Below are 19,177 nucleotides of genomic sequence, written 5' to 3' on the forward strand. Positions count from 1 at the left end.
AAAACTTCCACTGCTAATTCTTATCGAACTTTAACTGTTTCGGAAAGGTATCTGGCCCAGTAAAAGGTATTTAACAAAAAAGCCGGAAAAAATTCCCGGCCTTCACTAATTTTTAGTTGCTAAAAGAAGCATTGCCTATTTTAATTCTCGCCGCGCTTTAAACCATATTTTTCTATTTTACTGTACAAATGGCTGCGCTGGATGTCAATATCATCAGCAGTTTTAGATACGTTCCAGCCATTTTTTTCCAGCTTGAATTTGATGTATTCGCGCTCTGCAAAATCCTTGTATTCCTGGAAGCTTTTAAAGTTATCAAAATCAGGGTGCGCTGCAGCCACCTGATGTGTTTCTGCAACCGGGGCAGACGGATTGGCAAAAGTTTTTACATCTGCATCGGTAATGGTTTTATCACTTAAAATAATTAAACGCTCAATCATGTTGCGCAGTTCGCGGATGTTGCCCGTCCAGGGCAAAGCTTTCAGTGCTTCCATACCTGCTTCTGATACTTTTTTTGCCGGCATGCCGTATTCGGTACAAATTTCTTCCAGAAAACTTTTGGTAAGCAGCGGAATATCGTCCCGGCGTTCGCTTAATGGTGGCACATGGATCAGGATCACACTTAAACGGTGGTACAAATCCATTCGGAAATTGCCCGCTTCAATTTCTTTCTGCAAATCTTTATTGGTTGCTGCAATTACGCGTACATCCACATCAATTTCCTTTTCGCCGCCAACGCGGGTAATTTTATTTTCCTGCAAGGCGCGCAATACTTTGGCTTGTGCGGAGAGGCTCATATCGCCAATCTCGTCTAAAAATAAAGTACCGCCGCTGGCAGATTCAAACTTACCGATCCGTTGTTTTACTGCGGAAGTAAAAGAGCCTTTTTCGTGGCCAAAAAGTTCGCTTTCAATTAATTCCGAAGGAATAGCTGCGCAATTTACTTCAATTAAAGCAGCATTAGAGCGGTGCGATTTTTCGTGCAGCCAGCGGGCAACTAATTCCTTGCCGCTTCCGTTTGCGCCGGTTACCAGCACACGGGCTTCGGTAGGGGCAACACGGTCAATCGTTTCTTTTATCTTACCAATTGCCTGAGATCCGCCCAGGATTTCGCGTGTTTTAGAAACCTTTTTCTTTAAGACTTTGGTTTCTGTAACTAAAGAACCACGGTCTAAAGCATTTCGTACCGTAATCAACAAACGGTTCAGATCAGGTGGTTTGCTGATAAAATCAAACGCGCCTTTTTTACTTGCTTCTACCGCCGTTTCTACCGTGCCGTGGCCAGAAATCATGATAAAAGGAAGGTCGGGTTTATAAGCTAAACCATCTGTAAGCACTTCCAGCCCGTCCATACGGTTCATCTTGATATCGCACAGCACTAAATTATAATCCCCTCTTTTAATCAGGTTAAGCCCGTCAACGCCATTGTCCACATCATCCACCTGATAATCTTCGTACTCTAAAATTTCCCGAAGGGTACTTCGTATAGCACGTTCATCATCTATAATCAGAATTTTCGACATTAATTTTTATTGCTTAAAAGGAGTAGTGAATTTGGGCGCTAAGATAGAAGTTTTGTTAATTAAAAAGACAAACCCTTCTCCTGTTAGGGAAAAGGGTTTGATGTAAAAAACCGGATGCAAACCTGTAAGCCGGGTTCTGTGCCCGGTTTCCCGGGTTTCTGCCATTTATCTGGGATGATGGTTGCCCATCACCTCAATCAGCCTACCCGTTCCGGCGTTACTGCTGCCAGTAACGGAAGCGGGCCGCTTCCTGTAATTGCCGGAACCTATTTGGCCTTTCAGCTCCTGAGGTTTACCGCAAGGCATGTTGCCATGCCAGGCCGTGCGCTCTTACCGCACATTTTCACCCTTACCGGCATTGCTGCGGCGGTTTATTTTCTGTGGCACTTGCTGTCGCCCATCCGGAGTGGCGCCTTCCCGTTAGGAAGCAGGATGCCCTGTGCTGCCCGGACTTTCCTCCCCGAAGGAAAAACCAGCGGAGCGGCAGAACGTTTTGCTGTGGCGAAGATAGGAAATAGGTTTGAGAGTGGGGTGAGCGGTGAGCGGGGTGAGAGGAGCGGGGTGCGGGGTTTTGGGTTCGGGGATTTAGGGGAGAGAGCGACAGGCCGAATGCTAAAATTAAAGCAAAGGCGGAAAGATTATGCTCGTATTGGCCGCTCCTCGTTCCTCAAACCTCACTCCTCTAAAAACAAATCATTTTTAACTTAGTTATAGCATTCAGAACTGATAAAAAACTAAAACATGAAAAAATATAACCACATTTTACTGATTGCTGCTTCTGTATTTATTGTTTCTTGCGGGCAAAGTGATTCTAAAAAAGCTGAGGCACAAAAAGAAGCTTTGGCTGATACCACAAAAACAACGGATTTAGTACAGATAAATACTAATGATATGGGTTTTGTTAACGAAGCGGCACAAGGTAGCATGATGGAAGTACAATTAGGCCAATTGGCACAACGCAATGCTTTGAACCAGCAAGTAAAAGAATTTGGTGCGATGATGGTAAAAGACCATACCAAAGCAAGTGTTGAACTTAAAAATATAGCAAACGGTAAAAAATTAGGGCTTCCGGTTAGTTTGGATAAAGACATGCAAGACCGTGTAGATTCTATGAGTATGCAAAGCAGTGCGGGCTTTGATTTGAAATATATGGATATAATGGTTGCCGCGCATAAAAAAGATGTAGCTGCTTTTGAACATGCCACGACCGCTTTAAAAGATCCGGATTTAAAAGCTTTTGCGGTTAAAACATTGCCTGTTTTAAAAATGCACTTGGCAGATGCAGAAAAATTAGATGCTGCCATTAATAAAAAGAATACTGCCAACAATAACAAAATGTAAGCGTATTTAAGTTTGTAAAAGCGGCTGTTACTTATTTTAAAGCTGGATTTTCCTGAAACAATTATTTGTTTTTCGGAAGGTTCAGCTTTGTTTTTTTAGTTAATTTAGGGTAGATAAAAGAAGCAGGGCCAACGCCTGTTTTAGCCGGAAACCAATACTGTTTTTATCGGGTTAGTTTAACTTCTTTATCAAAAAAATAAATTGCTAATATTTTTAGTAAAACTCTATTTAAACCTTTACTTTTATAAAAAATTATCAGCATGAAAACACAACAAAAAGTTGCCCTTAAAGGAAGCTACCGCATGGCTCCGGAAAAAACAGAACTTAAAAAAGTAGATCCGGAAAAGTTTATAGAGGTTACAGTACGTATCCGCAGAAAAAAATCAATTGATGAAGCACTTGCTTCCGGGCAAACCATTAGCCGGGAAGATTATGAAAAGGAATTTGGCGCTTCGCAGGAGGATGCAGACGCAGTAGAAACTTATGCACAGGAACATCATCTTACTACTGTTGAAGTACATTTGGCCAGAAGAAGTGTGATTTTAAAAGGTAAAATCAGTGATTTTGCAGAAGCATTTGCTGTAGATCTACACGGTATTGAAAGTGAACCGGGTGTACAAACTCGTATCAGAACGGGTGACATTCATGTCCCTACAAACCTGGAAGCTATTATTACCGGCGTTTTTGGTTTTGATGAACGTCCGGCTGCAAGGCCAATGTTTCAAATTTATAAACAGGAAAATAAAATTGTGGACCATGCTGCAGCGCCTTCAGCTTATACAGCAGACCAGTTGGCAAAAATATACGGTTTTCCAACAGGCGTAACCGGAAAAGGACAAAGTATTGCCATTATCGAATTAGGCGGAGGTTACAAAACTGTTGATATTACCAACTACTTTAAAAGCCTGGGCATTAAAAAACCTACGGTAAAAGCAGTATCGGTTGATGGCGGAAAAAATGCACCGACAACGCCTGATAGTGCCGATGGCGAAGTTTTGCTGGATATTGAAGTAGCAGGCGCTGTAGCACCCGAAGCAACAATTGTAGTTTATTTTGCGCCAAATACTGATCAAGGTTTTTTAGATGCCATTACCAAAGCCGTACATGACACTACCAACAAACCTTCGGTAGTTTCTATTAGCTGGGGTTCGGCAGAAGTAAACTGGACGCAACAGGCGATGACCAACTTTAACGAATCTTTTAAAGCTGCTGCCCTGCTTGGCGTAACCATTTGTGTTGCTGCCGGAGATGCAGGTTCAAGCGATGGTGTAACAGATGGTAAAGTGCATGTAGATTTTCCGGCTTCCAGTCCGTATGCTTTAGCTTGCGGCGGTACAAAATTAACAACTGATGGCAGTAATAAAATCACTTCCGAAACCGTATGGCACGCTGCAAGCGATTCGGCAACTGGTGGTGGCGTAAGCGATTTTTTTCCGCTACCAGATTACCAGGCAAATGCAAAAATCCCGGTTTCGTTAAATACTAACTTTAAAGGCCGTGGTTTGCCTGATGTTGCCGGCGATGCTGATCCAAGTACAGGTTATAAAGTTTTGGTTGACGGGCAGCAATATGTAATTGGCGGAACCAGTGCTGTTGCTCCGCTAATGGCCGGATTACTTGCCTTAATTAATCAGCAGAAAGGAAAACCTGTTGGCTTTATCAATCCAACTTTGTATTCCACACCTAATTTATGCCGTGATATTACCAGCGGCGATAATAAAACTACGCAAACTAAAACTGGCTACGCAGCCGGCAAAGGATGGGACGCTTGTACTGGCTGGGGCGTATTATCGAAATTGCCATAATTTTTTAGTGGTAAAAGAAGCATCTGCAATAGGTGCTGTAAGAATAACGAAACCTTCTTCATTCTAATTAGGATTGAAGAAGGTTTCGTTGTTTTAAGAATTACTGTAGAATTTATTGAAAGAATAAAAGATCAGATTATCTTTTAACCACTTTTTTTAAATCTCCAATTAAAAGTCCGGTCCGGTAATCTACTCCTTTTTTGGTTAGATGATAAGGTGTATCAAACATTAAACTATCAGGCATCATGTATTCTTCAGGCGTAGAAATTAATAGAAACCGGTGTTCTTTTAATTGCTGTTCAACTTGTTTGATAGCTGCAACAGAAACTTTATAAGATGAATATTGATAGCCCGGAAAAGTTATATATAATTTTGCTTTTTTCTGCTCAACTGCATTTCTAAAATTGATCAAAGCTTTTAATGCATCATTGTTAAAACTTTTTGTAATTGCAGGGTATGGTTTTGGGTTTTCTCCGGGTAACTTCCAATGTACACAAGCATCGCCAAAAGTATTAAAAGCTTTGCGGTCATAAATCCCAACAATGGTATCTTTTGGATACTTGTAAAATAAAAATAAAGGTTGAAGTTTGGATTGTGCATACTCGGGAAGCAACAGCAGAAGTTTTAAATATTGCCTATTACCTAACAAGTTTTTACTTTTTGGTACAATATCCGTTACTAACGAAAAAAGTTCTCCTTCACCATCTGCCAAGTTTCCGTAAAATTGCTGGTATTCAGCAGCTAAAATAATAATATCGCCCTCTTTAATATATTGCAATGTATTAGAAAGCATATATTTTAAACCAATGTTAATGTGGATGCCTGTATTAATTGGATTTAAGTGTAACGAGTCTTTAATCAGTTTACTATCCAAACCAAAAGCCAGATTAGAACCACCAATAAATATTATCCTGGGCTTACGTGTATTTTTTAAAAGTTCATTTTTATCAATCTGGGTATAAAGCATATTTTCCCTGCTTTGTTTAACGGGCAAAAATATAGCTGCAACCAAAAATGCAAACAGGCTAAAGATTAGGATAAATGCTTTTTGAAAGAAAGTTTTAACCATTTAAAATTGGAAATAAATAAATTGCCTTTGAGAGAATTCCCCAAAAACAGCAATTAAAATTAATAGGATAAAATAAGCAGCAAATCGTATATAAACAGGCTTTTGTGCTATTTTTTGTGCCAGGTTTATTTTGATTTGCAAATATTGTACAAGTTCAAGAAACACGATAAGTAATACACATAAAGCTAAATCTTTGTTGTTTAGATTGTATCCTTCCATTAAATGTTGATGGTTTTTTAACAGATCAGGCATACCGGTAAAAATATGTTTAGCAATGTAAAAAGCAGTTTGCACGTTATCTGCCCGAAAAAATATCCATGCAAAACAAACCAACAAAAATGTAGTCAGCGTAGGCAGAAAGATAATTTTATCGATAAAAAGAGCATTACTGATTTTTTGACGGAAGTTTTTGGTAACCAAAGCAAAAATTAAGTAAAAGCCATGTAAAGCCCCCCAAATTACATACGTCCAGTTTGCGCCATGCCATAGGCCACTTACTAAAAAAACTATAAACAGGTTTAAATACCAGCGCGGAATAGTAACGCGGTTTCCTCCTAAAGAAATGTAAAGATAATCGCGGAACCAGGTGGATAAAGAGATATGCCAGCGTTGCCAGAACTCATGCAAACTTTTGGCCTGATAAGGTTTGTTAAAGTTAGTGAGCAGTTTAAAACCCATTACCCTGGCTATGCCAATGGCCATATCAGAATAACCGGAAAAATCACAAAAAATCTGAAAGGCAAAAAATACAGTTGCCAGAATTAAGCTGAAACTGTTGTAATCTTTTGGATGATTATAAACCGTATCAACAACAATAGACAAGCGGTCTGCAATTACTACTTTTTTAAACAAGCCCCAGGCAGCCAGTTTTAATCCGCCAGTAACCTGGTTATAATTAAAATCGTGCTTCTCCCTAAACTGATATAAAATGTTCTGTGGCCGCTCAATTGGTCCGGCTACCAATTGCGGATAAAACATTACATATAAAGCATAAATGCCAAAATGCCGTTCGGCAGGATGATTGCCGCGATATACTTCAATGGTATAACTCATGGCCTGAAAAGTATGAAAAGACAAGCCAATAGGCAACAAAATAGACAAGTATGGAAGCTGATAATTTATACCAAAACCCTGAAATAAGTAAGTAAGGTTATGATTAATGAAGTTGAAGTATTTAAAAAAAGCAAGTACGCCAATATTGGCAATTAAACTTAACGTTAAAAACAGCTTTCGTTTTTCCCCTTTTGCATTTTCAATCCATATACCTGCAAAATAATCTACTACAATTGTAAACCCTAAAATCAATATATAAACGGGTACAAATGCCATGTAAAAATAGCAACTGCTTAGCAGGAGCAGTAACCACCTTTTTTGATAAGGAAATATAAAATATAACGTGGTTACAATGATGAAAAAAACTAAAAAAGGGTAGGAGTTAAAAAGCATGTTTTCGGTATAGCTATTACCAATTTGTTAATCAAATTTAATTGTGCAATGGTTATAAAAATACGTTAAACTATTACTTTAAACCAATAACAAAGGTTACAGCAGACAAATATTATAATCAGTTTTTAACAGCAGTAACCACATAGCTAACCTGTTCTTTTAAATAGATGTTCCAATCAGCCAAGGTTTGTGCTGATGGAATATAATCACCAAAGTTTACAAGCCCTTTACCGGCAAAATAATTACAAGGATAAGGTACTGCGTTTATGCCTGCTTTTTTGCAGATTAACAAAGCCCGGCGCATGTGGAAAGCAGAAGTAACCAATACGTAAGGTGGCGGCAAATGCTTAGCTGTTAAAATAGTTTTTGAAAATTGTATGTTTTCTTTGGTATTACGTGATTTCTTTTCAAATAGTAAGGTGCTGTCTGGAAAATGAAAAGTAGTGAGTTCTGATCTGATCCAGTTACCTTCAGTAAAATTAAATTTATCGGGAAGAAGATTGGCACTTCCACCGGTGAAAAGCAAGTGCGTTACTTTTCCGGCTTCTTTAAGCTTGATTCCCTGGATAAAACGATCAGCAGCCCAATTTAAATAACCTTTACCGGTATCATCTTCCGATACATATCCGCCTAAAATAATTGCACAACTATAACTTGGGTTTTTTAAAGATACAGGCGCTACATCCCAATATTTAGCAAACTGGTTTAAAAGGGAAGTATTGGAAAAAATAAGCAGCAACACCAACGCCGTTATTAACAGCCTGCGTTTGTACTTGTTATTTTTGATAAAACAAGCACATAACAACAAGACTAAAACCCATGAAACAGGATAGAGAAAATAGACCAGTAATTTTGATAGTATAAAAAACATGCAATGTTTATTACATTTTTTAGTTAAACCTGATCCTAAAATTGGATAAAAACACTATGAATACTCGCAAATTTTAGGTTGATAAAAGAAGCATTAGAAGTTATATTTTTAACATGCCGTATTTAACAATGGCATAAATTGCACGAAAACCATCTTTCCATCCAATTTTTTTTCCTTCCAGATAAGTTCTTCCGTAATAAGAAATGCCTACTTCATAAATCCTGATTCCTGGAATACGTGAAATTTTTGCGGTAATTTCAGGTTCAAAGCCAAACCGTTTTTCTTTCAGGATTATTTTTTGGATAATATCTGTTTTAAAAAGTTTGTAGCAGGTTTCCATATCGGTTAAATTTAAGTTAGTACACATATTGGAAATAAAAGTTAAGAACTTGTTTCCGATAGTATGCCAGAAAAACAAAACACGGTGCGGGTTACTGCCCATAAAACGGGAACCAAAAACCACATCTGCAAAACCGGTTACAACAGGTTTAAGCAGATCATTGTATTCGTTCGGGTCATATTCCAAATCAGCATCCTGAACAATTAAATATTCTCCGGTAGCTTTTGATATGCCTGTATGCAATGCAGCGCCCTTGCCCTGGTTAAATTCATGTTTAAAATAAGTTATAGGCAAATCCTGATTGTTGGATATATAATTCAATAATACTTGTTCAGTAGCATCGGTCGAACAATCATTAATAATAATAATTTCTTTGCTTATATTATTTACAAGTTCAACTTGTTTTAATTTATTTAGAATGAGGTGTATGGTCGGTGCTTCATTATAAACTGGTATTATAACAGATAATTTTGTAATCACATCTAATGTTTAATAAATAATATTTTGATTGACGTATAAATTTCCGAAGATACATTTTTTGTCTTATTGGTTATACTTCAAGCTCTGGTGATTGGTACGCAATTGCTTTTTTTTACAATTCAGGTTTGATGTTAAACCTTTGCGGTTTACATTTGCACTTATGATGCTTCGGCGTGTAATATCCCTTTTTCTGCTTGTATCAGTATTATCTGCAAATTTTAGCAGGTTATATGTTTATGCTGGTTTTGAGATGAACCAAAAATACATCGCCGCAAATTTATGCGAAAACCGGGGCAAGCCATGGCTGCACTGTAACGGGCATTGTTATTTGATGAAAAAAATTAAGCAGGCCGAAGAGAAGGAAAGGAGCGAAGAACGGCAAATACAAAAAAAACTTTTTCAGGAAAGCGATTTTGTTGCTTCAGCTAAAATTAAGTTTCATACCTCGCTGCTCCAAATTATTGTAACACCTTATCAATCTGCTTCTCCGACACCAAATCCTGGTGCAATTTTTCGCCCTCCGCAAAAAGGATAAATACTTCTTTTAAGGCTATTATTTAATTACCGCTTATTTTTTATAAGCAGGATTATGCTTGTATGCTTTGCATTACAAGCCTGGCCTGTAATTGTTTAATTATTCTATTTACTGATCATATCCGGAAGGGTTTCTTCTAAACTGTTTCATGAAACGATACTTCTTTTACCTGTTCTTTTTTACATTTTCATCTGTTGCCAGCGCCCAGGATTTGCTGCGGGGATCGGTTACTGATGCCATTACCCACGAAGCTTTACCGGGTGTAGTGGTTAGTTTTACAAATACTGGTTCGGGTACTTTTAAAGATATTACCCAAACCAATGCCCTGGGTAAATATAGTTTGGCATTACCGGCAGGAGCGGTTAAAATCCGTTTTTCGATGACTGGTTATAATACACAAATAGTTGGTCGTACAGTATCAACATTAAATATTGAAATGAAACCAGCAATGCTTGATTTGCAGCCGGTTATTGTTTCGGCCAGCCGGGAACAGCAGGCAAGGCAAAATGCACCCATCGCCATTAGTAAAATCACTTCAACCCAAATTCAGGATACCAAAGCAACAGCGCCTTACCAGTTGCTTAATAAAGTTGCCGGTGTTTACATGGTTGATCTGGGCAACGAGCAGCACACCATGGCAATCCGCCAGCCTATTACTTACAATGCTTTGTATTTATATATGGAAGATGGTTTACCAATCCGCCCAACCGGGATTTTTAACCATAATTCTTTGTATGAAATTAACATGGCAGGCGTAAAGGATATTGAAGTGATCAAAGGGCCGGCATCGTCGCTTTACGGAAGTAATTCTATTGGCGGCGCCATCAATTTTATCACCCAAAACCCACCTGCCGGTTATGCTGGTAATGTGAGTGTTCAGGGCGACAATTACCATTACCGCCGGGTTGATGCCGATGCTGGTTTTACCAGTGGAAAATTTGGTTTGTTTGCTGGTGGTTACATTGCCCGTCAAAAAAACAGCTGGCAGGATTATTCTGATTTTGATAAGTATTCCGGCAATTTAAAAGCTACTTATGATTTTGATCGTGCTACGCGTTTAACTGCTGCTGCCAGCTACAATTACCTCAACACACAAACGCCCGGAACGTTAGACAGTGCACATTTTTATAACCGCAGCTATGGCTCCAACCAGCGTTTTACTTACCGCAAAGTTAACGCTTTCAGGGCAAGCGCAAGGTTGGATCATACCTGGAACGAAAAGAACAATACTTTTTTTACCGCCTTTTTCCGGGATAATTCTACCGCACAATTGCCCAGTTATTATATTGCTGATGTTCGGAACGCTGCCGGACAATACCAGAGTTCTAACGGACAAGTGAACGATCAGAAGTTTCGGAGTTACGGCTTTCTGGCGCAGCACCGATCTGATTTTGATTTCCTGCATGCCCGGTTAATTATCGGCGCTTACCTGGATGATAGCCCCAGTTCTTACTATGCGCAATACCTTAGCATTACTAAAGATGTAAAAAACAATTACTACACCGATTTTACCAATACAGGCACTTACCTGGATAATTATCAAATTAAATTATTTAACACTGCTGCTTATACACAAGTTGAGATAAAGCCAACTGATGCCTTGCGCATAGTAATGGGTTTGCGTTATGATAACGTGCATTACAATTTTGCAAACGGTTTGCCGCCAGGCAATACCAAATACAAACAGCAGGAAACCAACAACTTTAACATTGTTGCGCCCAAACTTGGTTTAACTTATGATTTAGGTAACAATAAAGGTTTTTACGCCAATTACAGTGTTGGTTTCCAACCACCGGAAACAAGTAATTTGTATAGTTCGCGGCAGTTAGTGCCACTTAAACAAGCTACTTTTAACAATTACGAATTGGGTGGATGGTTCTCGGCATTAAATAAAAAAATGTATTTCGAGCTGAGTTTGTATGATTTGGAAGGCAACAACGAAATCATCAGTCAGCTTTTGCCTGATAATACTACACAAAACCAAAACGCCGGAGCAACACGGCACCGCGGTATAGAATACAGCATTAATTTTTTACCGGTAAAAGAAGTATCTTTCCGTTTTAGCGGCACAAATGCCCAGCATACTTATGTTGAATACAGCGAAGTAGCAACTAATGCAGCCGGAAAAACTTATTCCATCAGTTACAACGGCAACCGCATGAACAATGCGCCGGCCTGGATTGCCAATTCTGAAATTACTTACAAACCTATGTATTTAGAAGGTTTCCGCATAGCAGGAGAGTGGCAGCATATTAATTCTTATTTTACCAATCCCGCCAATACTAAAACCTATCCGGGCTATAACATTTACACCCTGCGTTTGGGTTACAATTTTAATAAAGAGGTGCTAAAAGGGGCAGGCGTTTGGTTAAACATATTGAATTTAACCGATAAGCTTTATGCAACCACAGTTACCGGCAATTCTTACGGCGATACTTACAACGCTGCACCTCCCAGAATTTATACTTTAGGTATCAGTTATTCCTTTTCCAAACATTAATTTTATGTTGATAAAAACAGCATCCCCCATACTTTCTCCGCCAGAAAAAACCGGCAAGACTCAATCTCGTGCTAAACGTAATTTTTATAAATGGCACCGGGTTTTAGGTTTGATGGCGCTGGTCCCGGTAATTTTCTGGACGATTAGTGGCTTGTCGCATCCGTTCATGTCAAACTGGTTCCGCCCTTTTATCCCGCAGGAAGTGTTCAAGCCAAAATCACAGGCGGCAATGCAGCCGCAACTTTCTATTCAGGAAGTTATGGATCGAAACCATCTCACAGAAATTATGAATTTCAATCTGCTTAATTTTGATCGAGGCACTTTTTATCAGGTTTTAAACCGTGATAGTATCTATCAATATTATTCTGCTGATAACGGAAACGTACTTCCTAATGGTGATCGAATTTACGCCGTTTATTTAGCCAGATATTTTACAGGCGACAAAAAATCACCGGTAAAAGAAGCACGGCTGCAAACTTCTTTTGATAGGAATTATCAACCAATTAACCATTTATTACCTGTTTGGAAAGTTTCTTTTAACCGGCCCGATGGCATGGACATTTATGTTGAAACCAGCCAAAGCCGCCTGGCAACTTTTAACAACAATACACGAAAAGCTTTTTTGTGGGTTTTTGAACAGTTCCATACCTGGCAATTTCTGGCTGCAATCGGAGGCGAAAAATTCAGGATCATAGTGTTGTTAATTATCGTTAGCGTGATGTTTTTATCATTGCTGAGTGGTTTAACGGTTTATGGTTTGTTTTGGAAAAGATTTAAAGCCATCCAACAAAAACGAAAAACCGAAGGCCGGGAAGACAAACGTTTTCTACATCGTTTTCACCGGCAAATCGGACTGATTGTTTCTTTTGTGCTATTTACTTTTGTTACCAGCGGCGCTTTTCATCTTTTGGTAAAGCTGCACAATATCGGGCCCTCAAAAATAAATTATTCTCAAATTGTGAACAGAAAAGAGTTGATATTATCGAACTTAAAGCTGTCAGTTCCAGATTCTACTATTAAAAAAATTGCGGTTGTCCGTTTTCAAAACCGTGTTTATTATCAGGTTTTAAATGATCAGAAACAGATTTTATATTTTGATGCAGCCAATGGACAGGAATTGCAGAACGGCGATCAGCAGTATGCTGCTTTTATCAGTAATTTTTATAGAAGCGGTGGCCATCAGCAAAAAGGTCCTCAGCAGAAATTAAGCATTACGCAGATCAGGCAGTTTGATAACGAATATGGGTTTATCAATAAACGTTTGCCGGTAGAAAAGATCAGTTACCCGGGCCAGGAAAACTGGTATATTGAAACTACAACTTCAAAATTAGCCACAACTGTTGCGGGAATTGATCGGGCAGAAGGATTGTCTTTCATCTTTCTGCACAAATATTTTGGCATGACCTGGGCCGGAAAAGATGTTCGTGATCTGGTAAGTATGCTTTCTGCTCTCGGCGTTTTAGTAGTTTCGCTTTTTGGCTTTGCTTCTTTTATCAGCAATAAATCTGCTTAAAATATTTTTTAGCATGAAAAAAATAACTTTGTTTGCTTGTTTAATTATTTCGGTTTTGGCTTGTAACCAAAGCAATCAGCAGACTGCACAAAAACAATCAGATTCAATTTCTGCCGGTAAAAACAGCATTCAATATACTTGCCCGATGCACCCGAAAATTGTTAAAAATAAACCGGGCGTTTGTCCGAAATGCGGAATGGATTTGGTTGAAAAAGAATAATGCTTCTTTTATCAACCTAAAAACTGTATGAGTTGCTAAATTGCCTAATTAAATTATGATGAAAAATAAACTGATATTTGCCGCTTTGCTGCTGGTTTTTGCAGCTTGTAAAGACATTAAAAAAGAAGAAAAAGCACTGGAAAGCCAGGTGATGGACTTGCACGAAAAAGTAATGGCCGATGGTGAAACGGCAATGAAAAATAAGATGAAAATGGATACGCTCATCCTTAAAAAAGACAGTATAAAAAAAGCATTCCCGGCATTGGATACTTCCGCAGAAAACAAAACAATGCGTAGTTTAAGCAGCCAAATTGTTAAAGCCGATAATGCCATGAGCGATTGGATGCACAATTACAACCCGGATTTTACCGGAAAACCCCATCAGGAAATTATGCAATATCTGGAACAACAAAAAAAACAGGTCGGGCAAATCAATGTGGAATATAATTCCGTTATCCAGTTATCAAACCAATATTTGTTAAAGTATAAAAAGAAATGAAAAAACTGATGTGGCCTGTAATGGCCTTGCTTGCTTTTACAGCCTGCAATAATAAAGTTAAAGAAACCAAACTGCCCATTTACGGTACACGGGAACCTATTACCAAAATGGTTGGCGGCAAACAGGTAACCGATACGGTTTATGCCACCATTCCGCCTTTTAGTTTTGTTGATCAGGAACGGCAAACCATCACCGAAAATGACCTGCATGGAAAAATATATGTGGCCGATTTTTTCTTTACTTCCTGCCCGTCTATCTGTCCGGTTATGCAGCGCAATATGGTTTCTGTTGCTAAAGCTTACCAGGGCAAGCCAGATTTTAAACTGGTTTCTTTTACCATTGACCCGCGACATGATACTATTCCGGTTTTAAAAGAATATGCGGAGAAGCTGGGCGCAAAAGCCGATCAGTGGTATTTTTTATTAGGGAAGAAGGAAGATGTTTATCAGTTGGCCGAAAAAAATTATTTGGTTTCGGTTTCCGAAAGCAATACGGCGCCGGGCGGTTATGTACACCAGGGCTGGTTGGTTTTGGTGGATAAAAAAGGGCGTGTAAGAGGCGCTTATGACGGCACCGATAAAAAGCAGGTTGATCAATTAATTGTAGATGTTAAAGTGCTGATGGACGAAGAGGAAAACCCGAAAACATGAAGCGCCTGATCGTTCTCCTTTTACCTTTTACCTTTATCCTTACAACCATTTTCGTTTCCTGCCAAAGCGAATCAGAAATTGAATATAAAAGATATTACATTCAGGGACGCAATATTTATCAAACCCAATGTAAAAACTGCCATGCCGAAAACGGAGAAGGTTTAGGCGGATTAATTCCGCCGTTACAAGCAGCAGATTATCTCAAGAAAAATAAAGGGCAACTGGCCTGCATTATCCAAAATGGTTTAAAAGGGGCGATACAGGTAAACGGAAAAACGTATAACGGACAAATGCCTGCACAAACGCAATTATCGCCTATAGAAATTGCCGAAGTAATTACTTATATAAGCAATTCTTTTGGAAATAAGCAGGGGATTTATCAGGTTGAAAAAGTGAATGTGGATTTAGGAAATTGCCGATAAGTATGCTGTAAATTTTAGGTAGGTAAAAGAAGCATGTAGCAGTGTAAGGAGTTTTCTTTTACCTGCCTTATATAACCTTAATGCACAATCATAAGGTGTTTATTCCTCAACAATATTATTTTTTAGTGTTTCACCAAGATTTGATAAATTAAATGTTGGAATAGTTAAAACGGGAATGCCAGAAAGAGCAGTAAGATTTGTAATGTATGCTCTTAAATATGGAAAGACAATTGCAGGTGCGTTAATAACAAATAAGCTATTCTTATAAGATTCAAGATTAGCATTTGCTGTGTATTCAAAGATAGATTCTGTTTCTAAATGGATTTCAAACTTTTCTTCTTCTTCTTTAATATTAACACCAAGCTGTAATTGAAATTGATTAATGTCTTTGAAAACATATCCTTTTGCAGTAAAGCCAACAGAAATTTTTTGTTTTCCGGGTTCCTTAAAAGTAAGGTGGCTTTCCTTTACTAAAAAATTAACAAATTGAATACTTGCTTCTGGATTATTAATCACGCTGCTGTATAATAGGAATTGTTAGATAATAATAAAGTATTTTGATTATTTGGCTGAACTTCGTAGGAAACAGTAGTTGGCTGGGTAAATGTTAAATATTCAATTACCTCATCAGCGTGCGGGCCTTGAAAACCTAAATCTTCAATTCCAGCCCAGTCCCGGTCAAATTCTTCCTGGGAAGTATTTGAAAGAATCTCTTTTAGTTTTTGAGCCATTTCTGAAATCATTTTACTAAGTTAAGTATTTATCCGGATAAATTACCTTAAAAGGCCGTAATATTACCTCTTCTATAGCTATTACGCAAACTTGTACCCTTTGGTTTATAAACATGTATTCATGTCTCTTTTCATTAAAATGCATCGTAACTACTTTGTTGTAATTATCATTAGCTCTTATAGATTTGTATGGAAATAAACCTTTCAATTTTAAGTATGCGATAATGTTTGGAAGGATAAATTTACTGTCTTCCTTAAGTTTTCCACTTTGTTTCAACACTTCAATGGTTTGTGCAATATATCCTGCTGGTGATTTACATTACCCATTAAATCATAACAATCTTTTGATAGATCGAGCTGACAACGACCAATAATATACTCTTTGCCTCTCTTTTTATATGAACCTTCTCCCCAAGCTTTTGCCCAGTCCATATTCGTATCCCAAAAGTAATAACCAAAGCCTAACCAAGCGTCAGCGCGACGGCACTCATAAGGGCCGTCTGTTTCAATTTCATCAACGTTGTCTTTATCCTCTAAAGTTTGATAGGCAGTAATAATCATTGTTAGCTTATTGTAAGATCAAGAATTTTAAACTAACAGTTCTATTAACAATGTTATGAGGAATAATCTTGTACTCCCATTTTTTACCATCATGTTTTGTTGTGTATTCTGATGCATACTTGCAATACTTTTCTGCCGCAATCTTTTTTGCTAAAACCTCATCTGCTTCTACCTGGTTAAACATTTTTGTTTCGAGCATATAAATTGTGTCAGCTGTTTCAACGATAAAATCTGGTTCATATCGTTTAGAATTGTTATCCCAATAGATACGAAATTGATTACGAGCAGGTCTAAGCCATTTTAACACTGCCTGATCGTTTTCTAATATAAAAGCCAAATGCTGTTCTGTTTTAGAATCAAATTTATACTCGAAATGGCAGGCTTTTGTAAATCCTCTGAAAATGTATTTTGTAATTGCACCTGTTGGTTGTACCGTTTCCCTATAATCTTTGTGTCCATTATTGATTAAAGCTGAGAAATTCCATGGTTCAATTGCTACAAAAGGAAAAATCTTTGGTTCCGGGTAATCAGGTTCGATAAGTTTAAAGTTGGCTTTCATTTGCCAATAAACCTTTTCGGCAATTGCAGCTTTAAATTGAAAGATTACCTGATCGATATCAGCGGGATTTGAAAGGTTTGCTTGTAAAGCCTTGTAAGCCTGACCAGCTAATTTATATAGTAAATCTGCATTTTCATCGTAATCAATCTCCGGATAATTAATAACCTCAGCAATAATCGTTTTTACAGAATTGCCATAATAACCGCTGCTGCGCGCCGACAATGTTTCTATCTGATTATCCTTCAAACCCATTCTTATGATTTCCTGATCTAATGCCTGATAAGTTAAACCGGTAGTATCTAAATTAAAATCAGTAAAATAAGCTTGTACATCACCAAGGACTAAATCCATCCTTGGTATTTCGATAATGTTATTTTTATAATCTGTCACTATTGATTTATAAATAACTTTTGCTTCTTCTAAAATTTGTTTGGCAAATAGATTGCCTTGGCCTCTGTTCAGGTTTGTTTCGACTTGTGCTATAACCTTTCTCTCAACTTCATCTTTCTTTAAATCATCTACTTTATTTATACCTAACATTGAACTAAAATCAGGTAATACATTAATAATGGCTTGTTTTGCATCAAGCGTATTTTGTGCCTGCTGCTTTTGCTGAACGTCAGCTATTTTATTTACTTCCTGCTGTTCTGTATCTAATTTAGTTTGAACAACTGTTTTTGATGTTACGATTTCTGTTTTAATATTCAAGTCTTCTACAGCTATCTCTATAAAACTGAGTTTGTTTAATACAGAGTTTGGGTTTTTAGCTGCTTCAATAATACTGTCAAAATTTTCATGTGCTACAATTGTAAGTTTATCAATCTTGTCCACTCCGGTACGTTTTCCGTTGTAAGGAAGCCGCAATCCTCTGCCAATGGTTTGTTCTACCAGTACGGAAGCATTTGCAGCCCGAAGCGGCACAATGGTATATAAGTTGGTAACATCCCAACCTTCCTTCAGCATGTTAACATGGATAACGATTTCGATTTCGTTATCAGTAGATTCAAGAGTTAAAAACTGTTTTTCAATGTCTTCATCCCGCTTTGTGGTAGAATCTATTTGCAATACTTTTCCTTTATATTCACCATCATAAAATTCCTCCGAATTAATTAGCTCAAAAATCTCTTTTGCATGAGCTATATCTTTACAAACTACCAGGATAAAAGGCTTTACTAATTTTACTGCTTCGTTTAAGGCATATATTTCTAATTCCTTTTTAGTATCCTGATGAATGCTGATCGCATCTTCCAACTTTATAATTTCTAATTGTCTTTCGTCAATTCCTTTAGCATCAAAATTTTTCCGTTTGGCGATTGCAGGGTTCTTTACATACTTACCATCAGCCAATGCCTGCGCTAAAGAATATTCATAAACTACGTTTTTAAAATAATTCCCTTTTTCATCAATTGGTGTAGCGGTTAATTCTAAACCTAAAACTGGCTTTAATTCATTAATGGCATTTTTAGATGCATCTGCATGGTAACGGTGTGCTTCATCCATCAAGATTACCAGATCATCCAAATTTGAAAGATATTCCCAGTAAGATTGCCCCAAATATTCCGACAACCGTTTAATACGCGGAGCCAAACTCACGCCATCTTTTTTGCCGCCTTTATTGTCTGAATTAAATTTTGAAATATTGAAGATGTTGATCCGTATTTCACTATCACCAAACAAAGCGCCCTGTTGTGTATAATTATCGCCGGTGATGATAATTGGCCGGTTATGTACAAACTCAGAAATACCGTTAAATACATACTTGTGATAAGCAGGATTGCCAAAATCTTCAATCAGTTTATCGTAAATGGTTAAGTTGGGAGCTAAAACAAAGAAGTTCCGGATTCCCTTTTCCAAGTACAAATAAGCAATACAAGCACCCATTAAACGGGTTTTGCCTACGCCTGTTGCAATAGAAAAAGCAAGTGATGGAAAGGTCCTTTCAAAATCTTTGCATCCCGGAAATTGGACTTGTACTTTACTTAATTCTTCAGCAAGGTTTGCTTCTTTTAGCAGGGAAATTTCATCAGTTATACTTACAACTATATCTAATGCTTTTTGCAGTGGTTCCCGTAAAGATAAGCGTTGTTTTATATTGTTTGCAATCGTGTTCATCAA

At 37.8% G+C, this 19,177-nt stretch carries 18 protein-coding genes and 1 other RNA gene; 9 read left to right on the forward strand and 10 right to left on the reverse strand.

Translation table 11 applies throughout. The annotated features are described in order from the left end of the window. Positions 1 to 140: 140 nt before the first annotated feature. Positions 141 to 1,520, reverse strand: coding sequence for a sigma-54-dependent transcriptional regulator (locus tag GO621_RS04465; protein WP_157564568.1), 1,380 nt, complete (start codon positions 1,518 to 1,520; stop codon positions 141 to 143). Positions 1,521 to 1,632: 112 nt separating this feature from the next. Continuing rightward, positions 1,633 to 2,020, reverse strand: an RNA gene (gene rnpB, locus GO621_RS04470) — RNase P RNA component class A. A 241-nt stretch (positions 2,021 to 2,261) separates the two neighbouring features. Between rnpB and GO621_RS04475 the strand changes: the two genes are divergently transcribed. Then, the gene (locus GO621_RS04475) at positions 2,262 to 2,861 is read left to right on the forward strand and encodes a DUF4142 domain-containing protein (RefSeq protein WP_157564569.1); all 600 of its coding nucleotides are present in this window, start codon (positions 2,262 to 2,264) and stop codon (positions 2,859 to 2,861) included. A 260-nt stretch (positions 2,862 to 3,121) separates the two neighbouring features. Then, on the forward strand, positions 3,122 to 4,666 hold the full coding sequence (locus GO621_RS04480; protein WP_157564571.1) for a S53 family peptidase: 1,545 nt from the start codon (positions 3,122 to 3,124) through the stop codon (positions 4,664 to 4,666). A gap of 136 nt (positions 4,667 to 4,802) precedes the next feature. Here GO621_RS04480 and GO621_RS04485 read toward each other — a convergent pair whose 3' ends face one another. The 4 genes from GO621_RS04485 to GO621_RS04500 form a co-directional block, all read right to left on the reverse strand. Continuing rightward, entirely contained in the window at positions 4,803 to 5,633 is an 831-nt protein-coding gene (locus GO621_RS04485) for a hypothetical protein (protein WP_198170130.1), read from the reverse strand. Positions 5,634 to 5,735: 102 nt separating this feature from the next. After that, positions 5,736 to 7,064, reverse strand: coding sequence for an MBOAT family O-acyltransferase (locus GO621_RS04490; protein WP_232335588.1), 1,329 nt, complete (start codon positions 7,062 to 7,064; stop codon positions 5,736 to 5,738). 235 nt (positions 7,065 to 7,299) lie between these two features. Then, the gene (locus tag GO621_RS04495; RefSeq protein ID WP_157564576.1) at positions 7,300 to 8,052 is read right to left on the reverse strand and encodes a YdcF family protein; all 753 of its coding nucleotides are present in this window, start codon (positions 8,050 to 8,052) and stop codon (positions 7,300 to 7,302) included. Positions 8,053 to 8,152: 100 nt separating this feature from the next. Further along, a complete protein-coding gene (locus GO621_RS04500; RefSeq protein WP_317163387.1) occupies positions 8,153 to 8,872 on the reverse strand; it encodes a glycosyltransferase family 2 protein in 720 nt (239 codons plus the stop codon). 331 nt (positions 8,873 to 9,203) lie between these two features. On the opposite strand from GO621_RS04500, the gene GO621_RS04505 reads away from it, so the two are divergent. The 7 genes from GO621_RS04505 to GO621_RS04535 all read left to right on the forward strand — a co-directional run bounded on the left by GO621_RS04505 (position 9,204) and on the right by GO621_RS04535 (position 15,211). Then, complete coding sequence (locus tag GO621_RS04505; protein ID WP_198170131.1) at positions 9,204 to 9,407, forward strand: hypothetical protein; 204 nt, start codon at positions 9,204 to 9,206, stop codon at positions 9,405 to 9,407. A gap of 148 nt (positions 9,408 to 9,555) precedes the next feature. Then, a complete protein-coding gene (locus tag GO621_RS04510) occupies positions 9,556 to 11,907 on the forward strand; it encodes a TonB-dependent receptor (RefSeq protein WP_157564579.1) in 2,352 nt (783 codons plus the stop codon). A gap of 4 nt (positions 11,908 to 11,911) precedes the next feature. Then, entirely contained in the window at positions 11,912 to 13,420 is a 1,509-nt protein-coding gene (locus GO621_RS04515) for a PepSY-associated TM helix domain-containing protein (protein WP_157564581.1), read from the forward strand. A gap of 13 nt (positions 13,421 to 13,433) precedes the next feature. After that, positions 13,434 to 13,640, forward strand: coding sequence for a heavy metal-binding domain-containing protein (locus GO621_RS04520; protein WP_157564582.1), 207 nt, complete (start codon positions 13,434 to 13,436; stop codon positions 13,638 to 13,640). A gap of 55 nt (positions 13,641 to 13,695) precedes the next feature. Then, positions 13,696 to 14,139, forward strand: a complete 444-nt coding sequence (locus GO621_RS04525) for a hypothetical protein (protein ID WP_198170132.1) — start codon at positions 13,696 to 13,698, stop codon at positions 14,137 to 14,139. Then, the gene (locus tag GO621_RS04530; RefSeq protein ID WP_157564585.1) at positions 14,136 to 14,789 is read left to right on the forward strand and encodes an SCO family protein; all 654 of its coding nucleotides are present in this window, start codon (positions 14,136 to 14,138) and stop codon (positions 14,787 to 14,789) included. Before GO621_RS04525 ends, GO621_RS04530 begins: the two co-directional genes overlap by 4 nt. After that, positions 14,786 to 15,211 (forward strand): c-type cytochrome, encoded by a 426-nt coding sequence (locus GO621_RS04535; RefSeq protein ID WP_157564587.1) that lies wholly within the window; start codon positions 14,786 to 14,788, stop codon positions 15,209 to 15,211. Before GO621_RS04530 ends, GO621_RS04535 begins: the two co-directional genes overlap by 4 nt. 99 nt (positions 15,212 to 15,310) lie before the next feature. Here GO621_RS04535 and GO621_RS19015 read toward each other — a convergent pair whose 3' ends face one another. The 4 genes from GO621_RS19015 to GO621_RS04555 all read right to left on the reverse strand — a co-directional run bounded on the left by GO621_RS19015 (position 15,311) and on the right by GO621_RS04555 (position 19,174). Further along, complete coding sequence (locus GO621_RS19015) at positions 15,311 to 15,727, reverse strand: protein-export chaperone SecB (RefSeq protein WP_157564589.1); 417 nt, start codon at positions 15,725 to 15,727, stop codon at positions 15,311 to 15,313. Beyond that, positions 15,724 to 15,954 carry a hypothetical protein gene (locus GO621_RS04545; RefSeq protein ID WP_157564590.1) on the reverse strand — a complete coding sequence of 77 codons (231 nt, stop codon included), beginning with the start codon at positions 15,952 to 15,954 and terminating at the stop codon, positions 15,724 to 15,726. Before GO621_RS04545 ends, GO621_RS19015 begins: the two co-directional genes overlap by 4 nt. 261 nt (positions 15,955 to 16,215) lie before the next feature. Beyond that, positions 16,216 to 16,503 carry a hypothetical protein gene (locus tag GO621_RS04550; RefSeq protein ID WP_157564592.1) on the reverse strand — a complete coding sequence of 96 codons (288 nt, stop codon included), beginning with the start codon at positions 16,501 to 16,503 and terminating at the stop codon, positions 16,216 to 16,218. A 7-nt stretch (positions 16,504 to 16,510) separates the two neighbouring features. Continuing rightward, the gene (locus GO621_RS04555; protein WP_157564594.1) at positions 16,511 to 19,174 is read right to left on the reverse strand and encodes a DEAD/DEAH box helicase; all 2,664 of its coding nucleotides are present in this window, start codon (positions 19,172 to 19,174) and stop codon (positions 16,511 to 16,513) included. Positions 19,175 to 19,177 lie beyond the last annotated feature (3 nt).

Source organism: Mucilaginibacter arboris, from assembly GCF_009754915.1.
Classification (GTDB): domain Bacteria; phylum Bacteroidota; class Bacteroidia; order Sphingobacteriales; family Sphingobacteriaceae; genus Mucilaginibacter_A; species Mucilaginibacter_A arboris.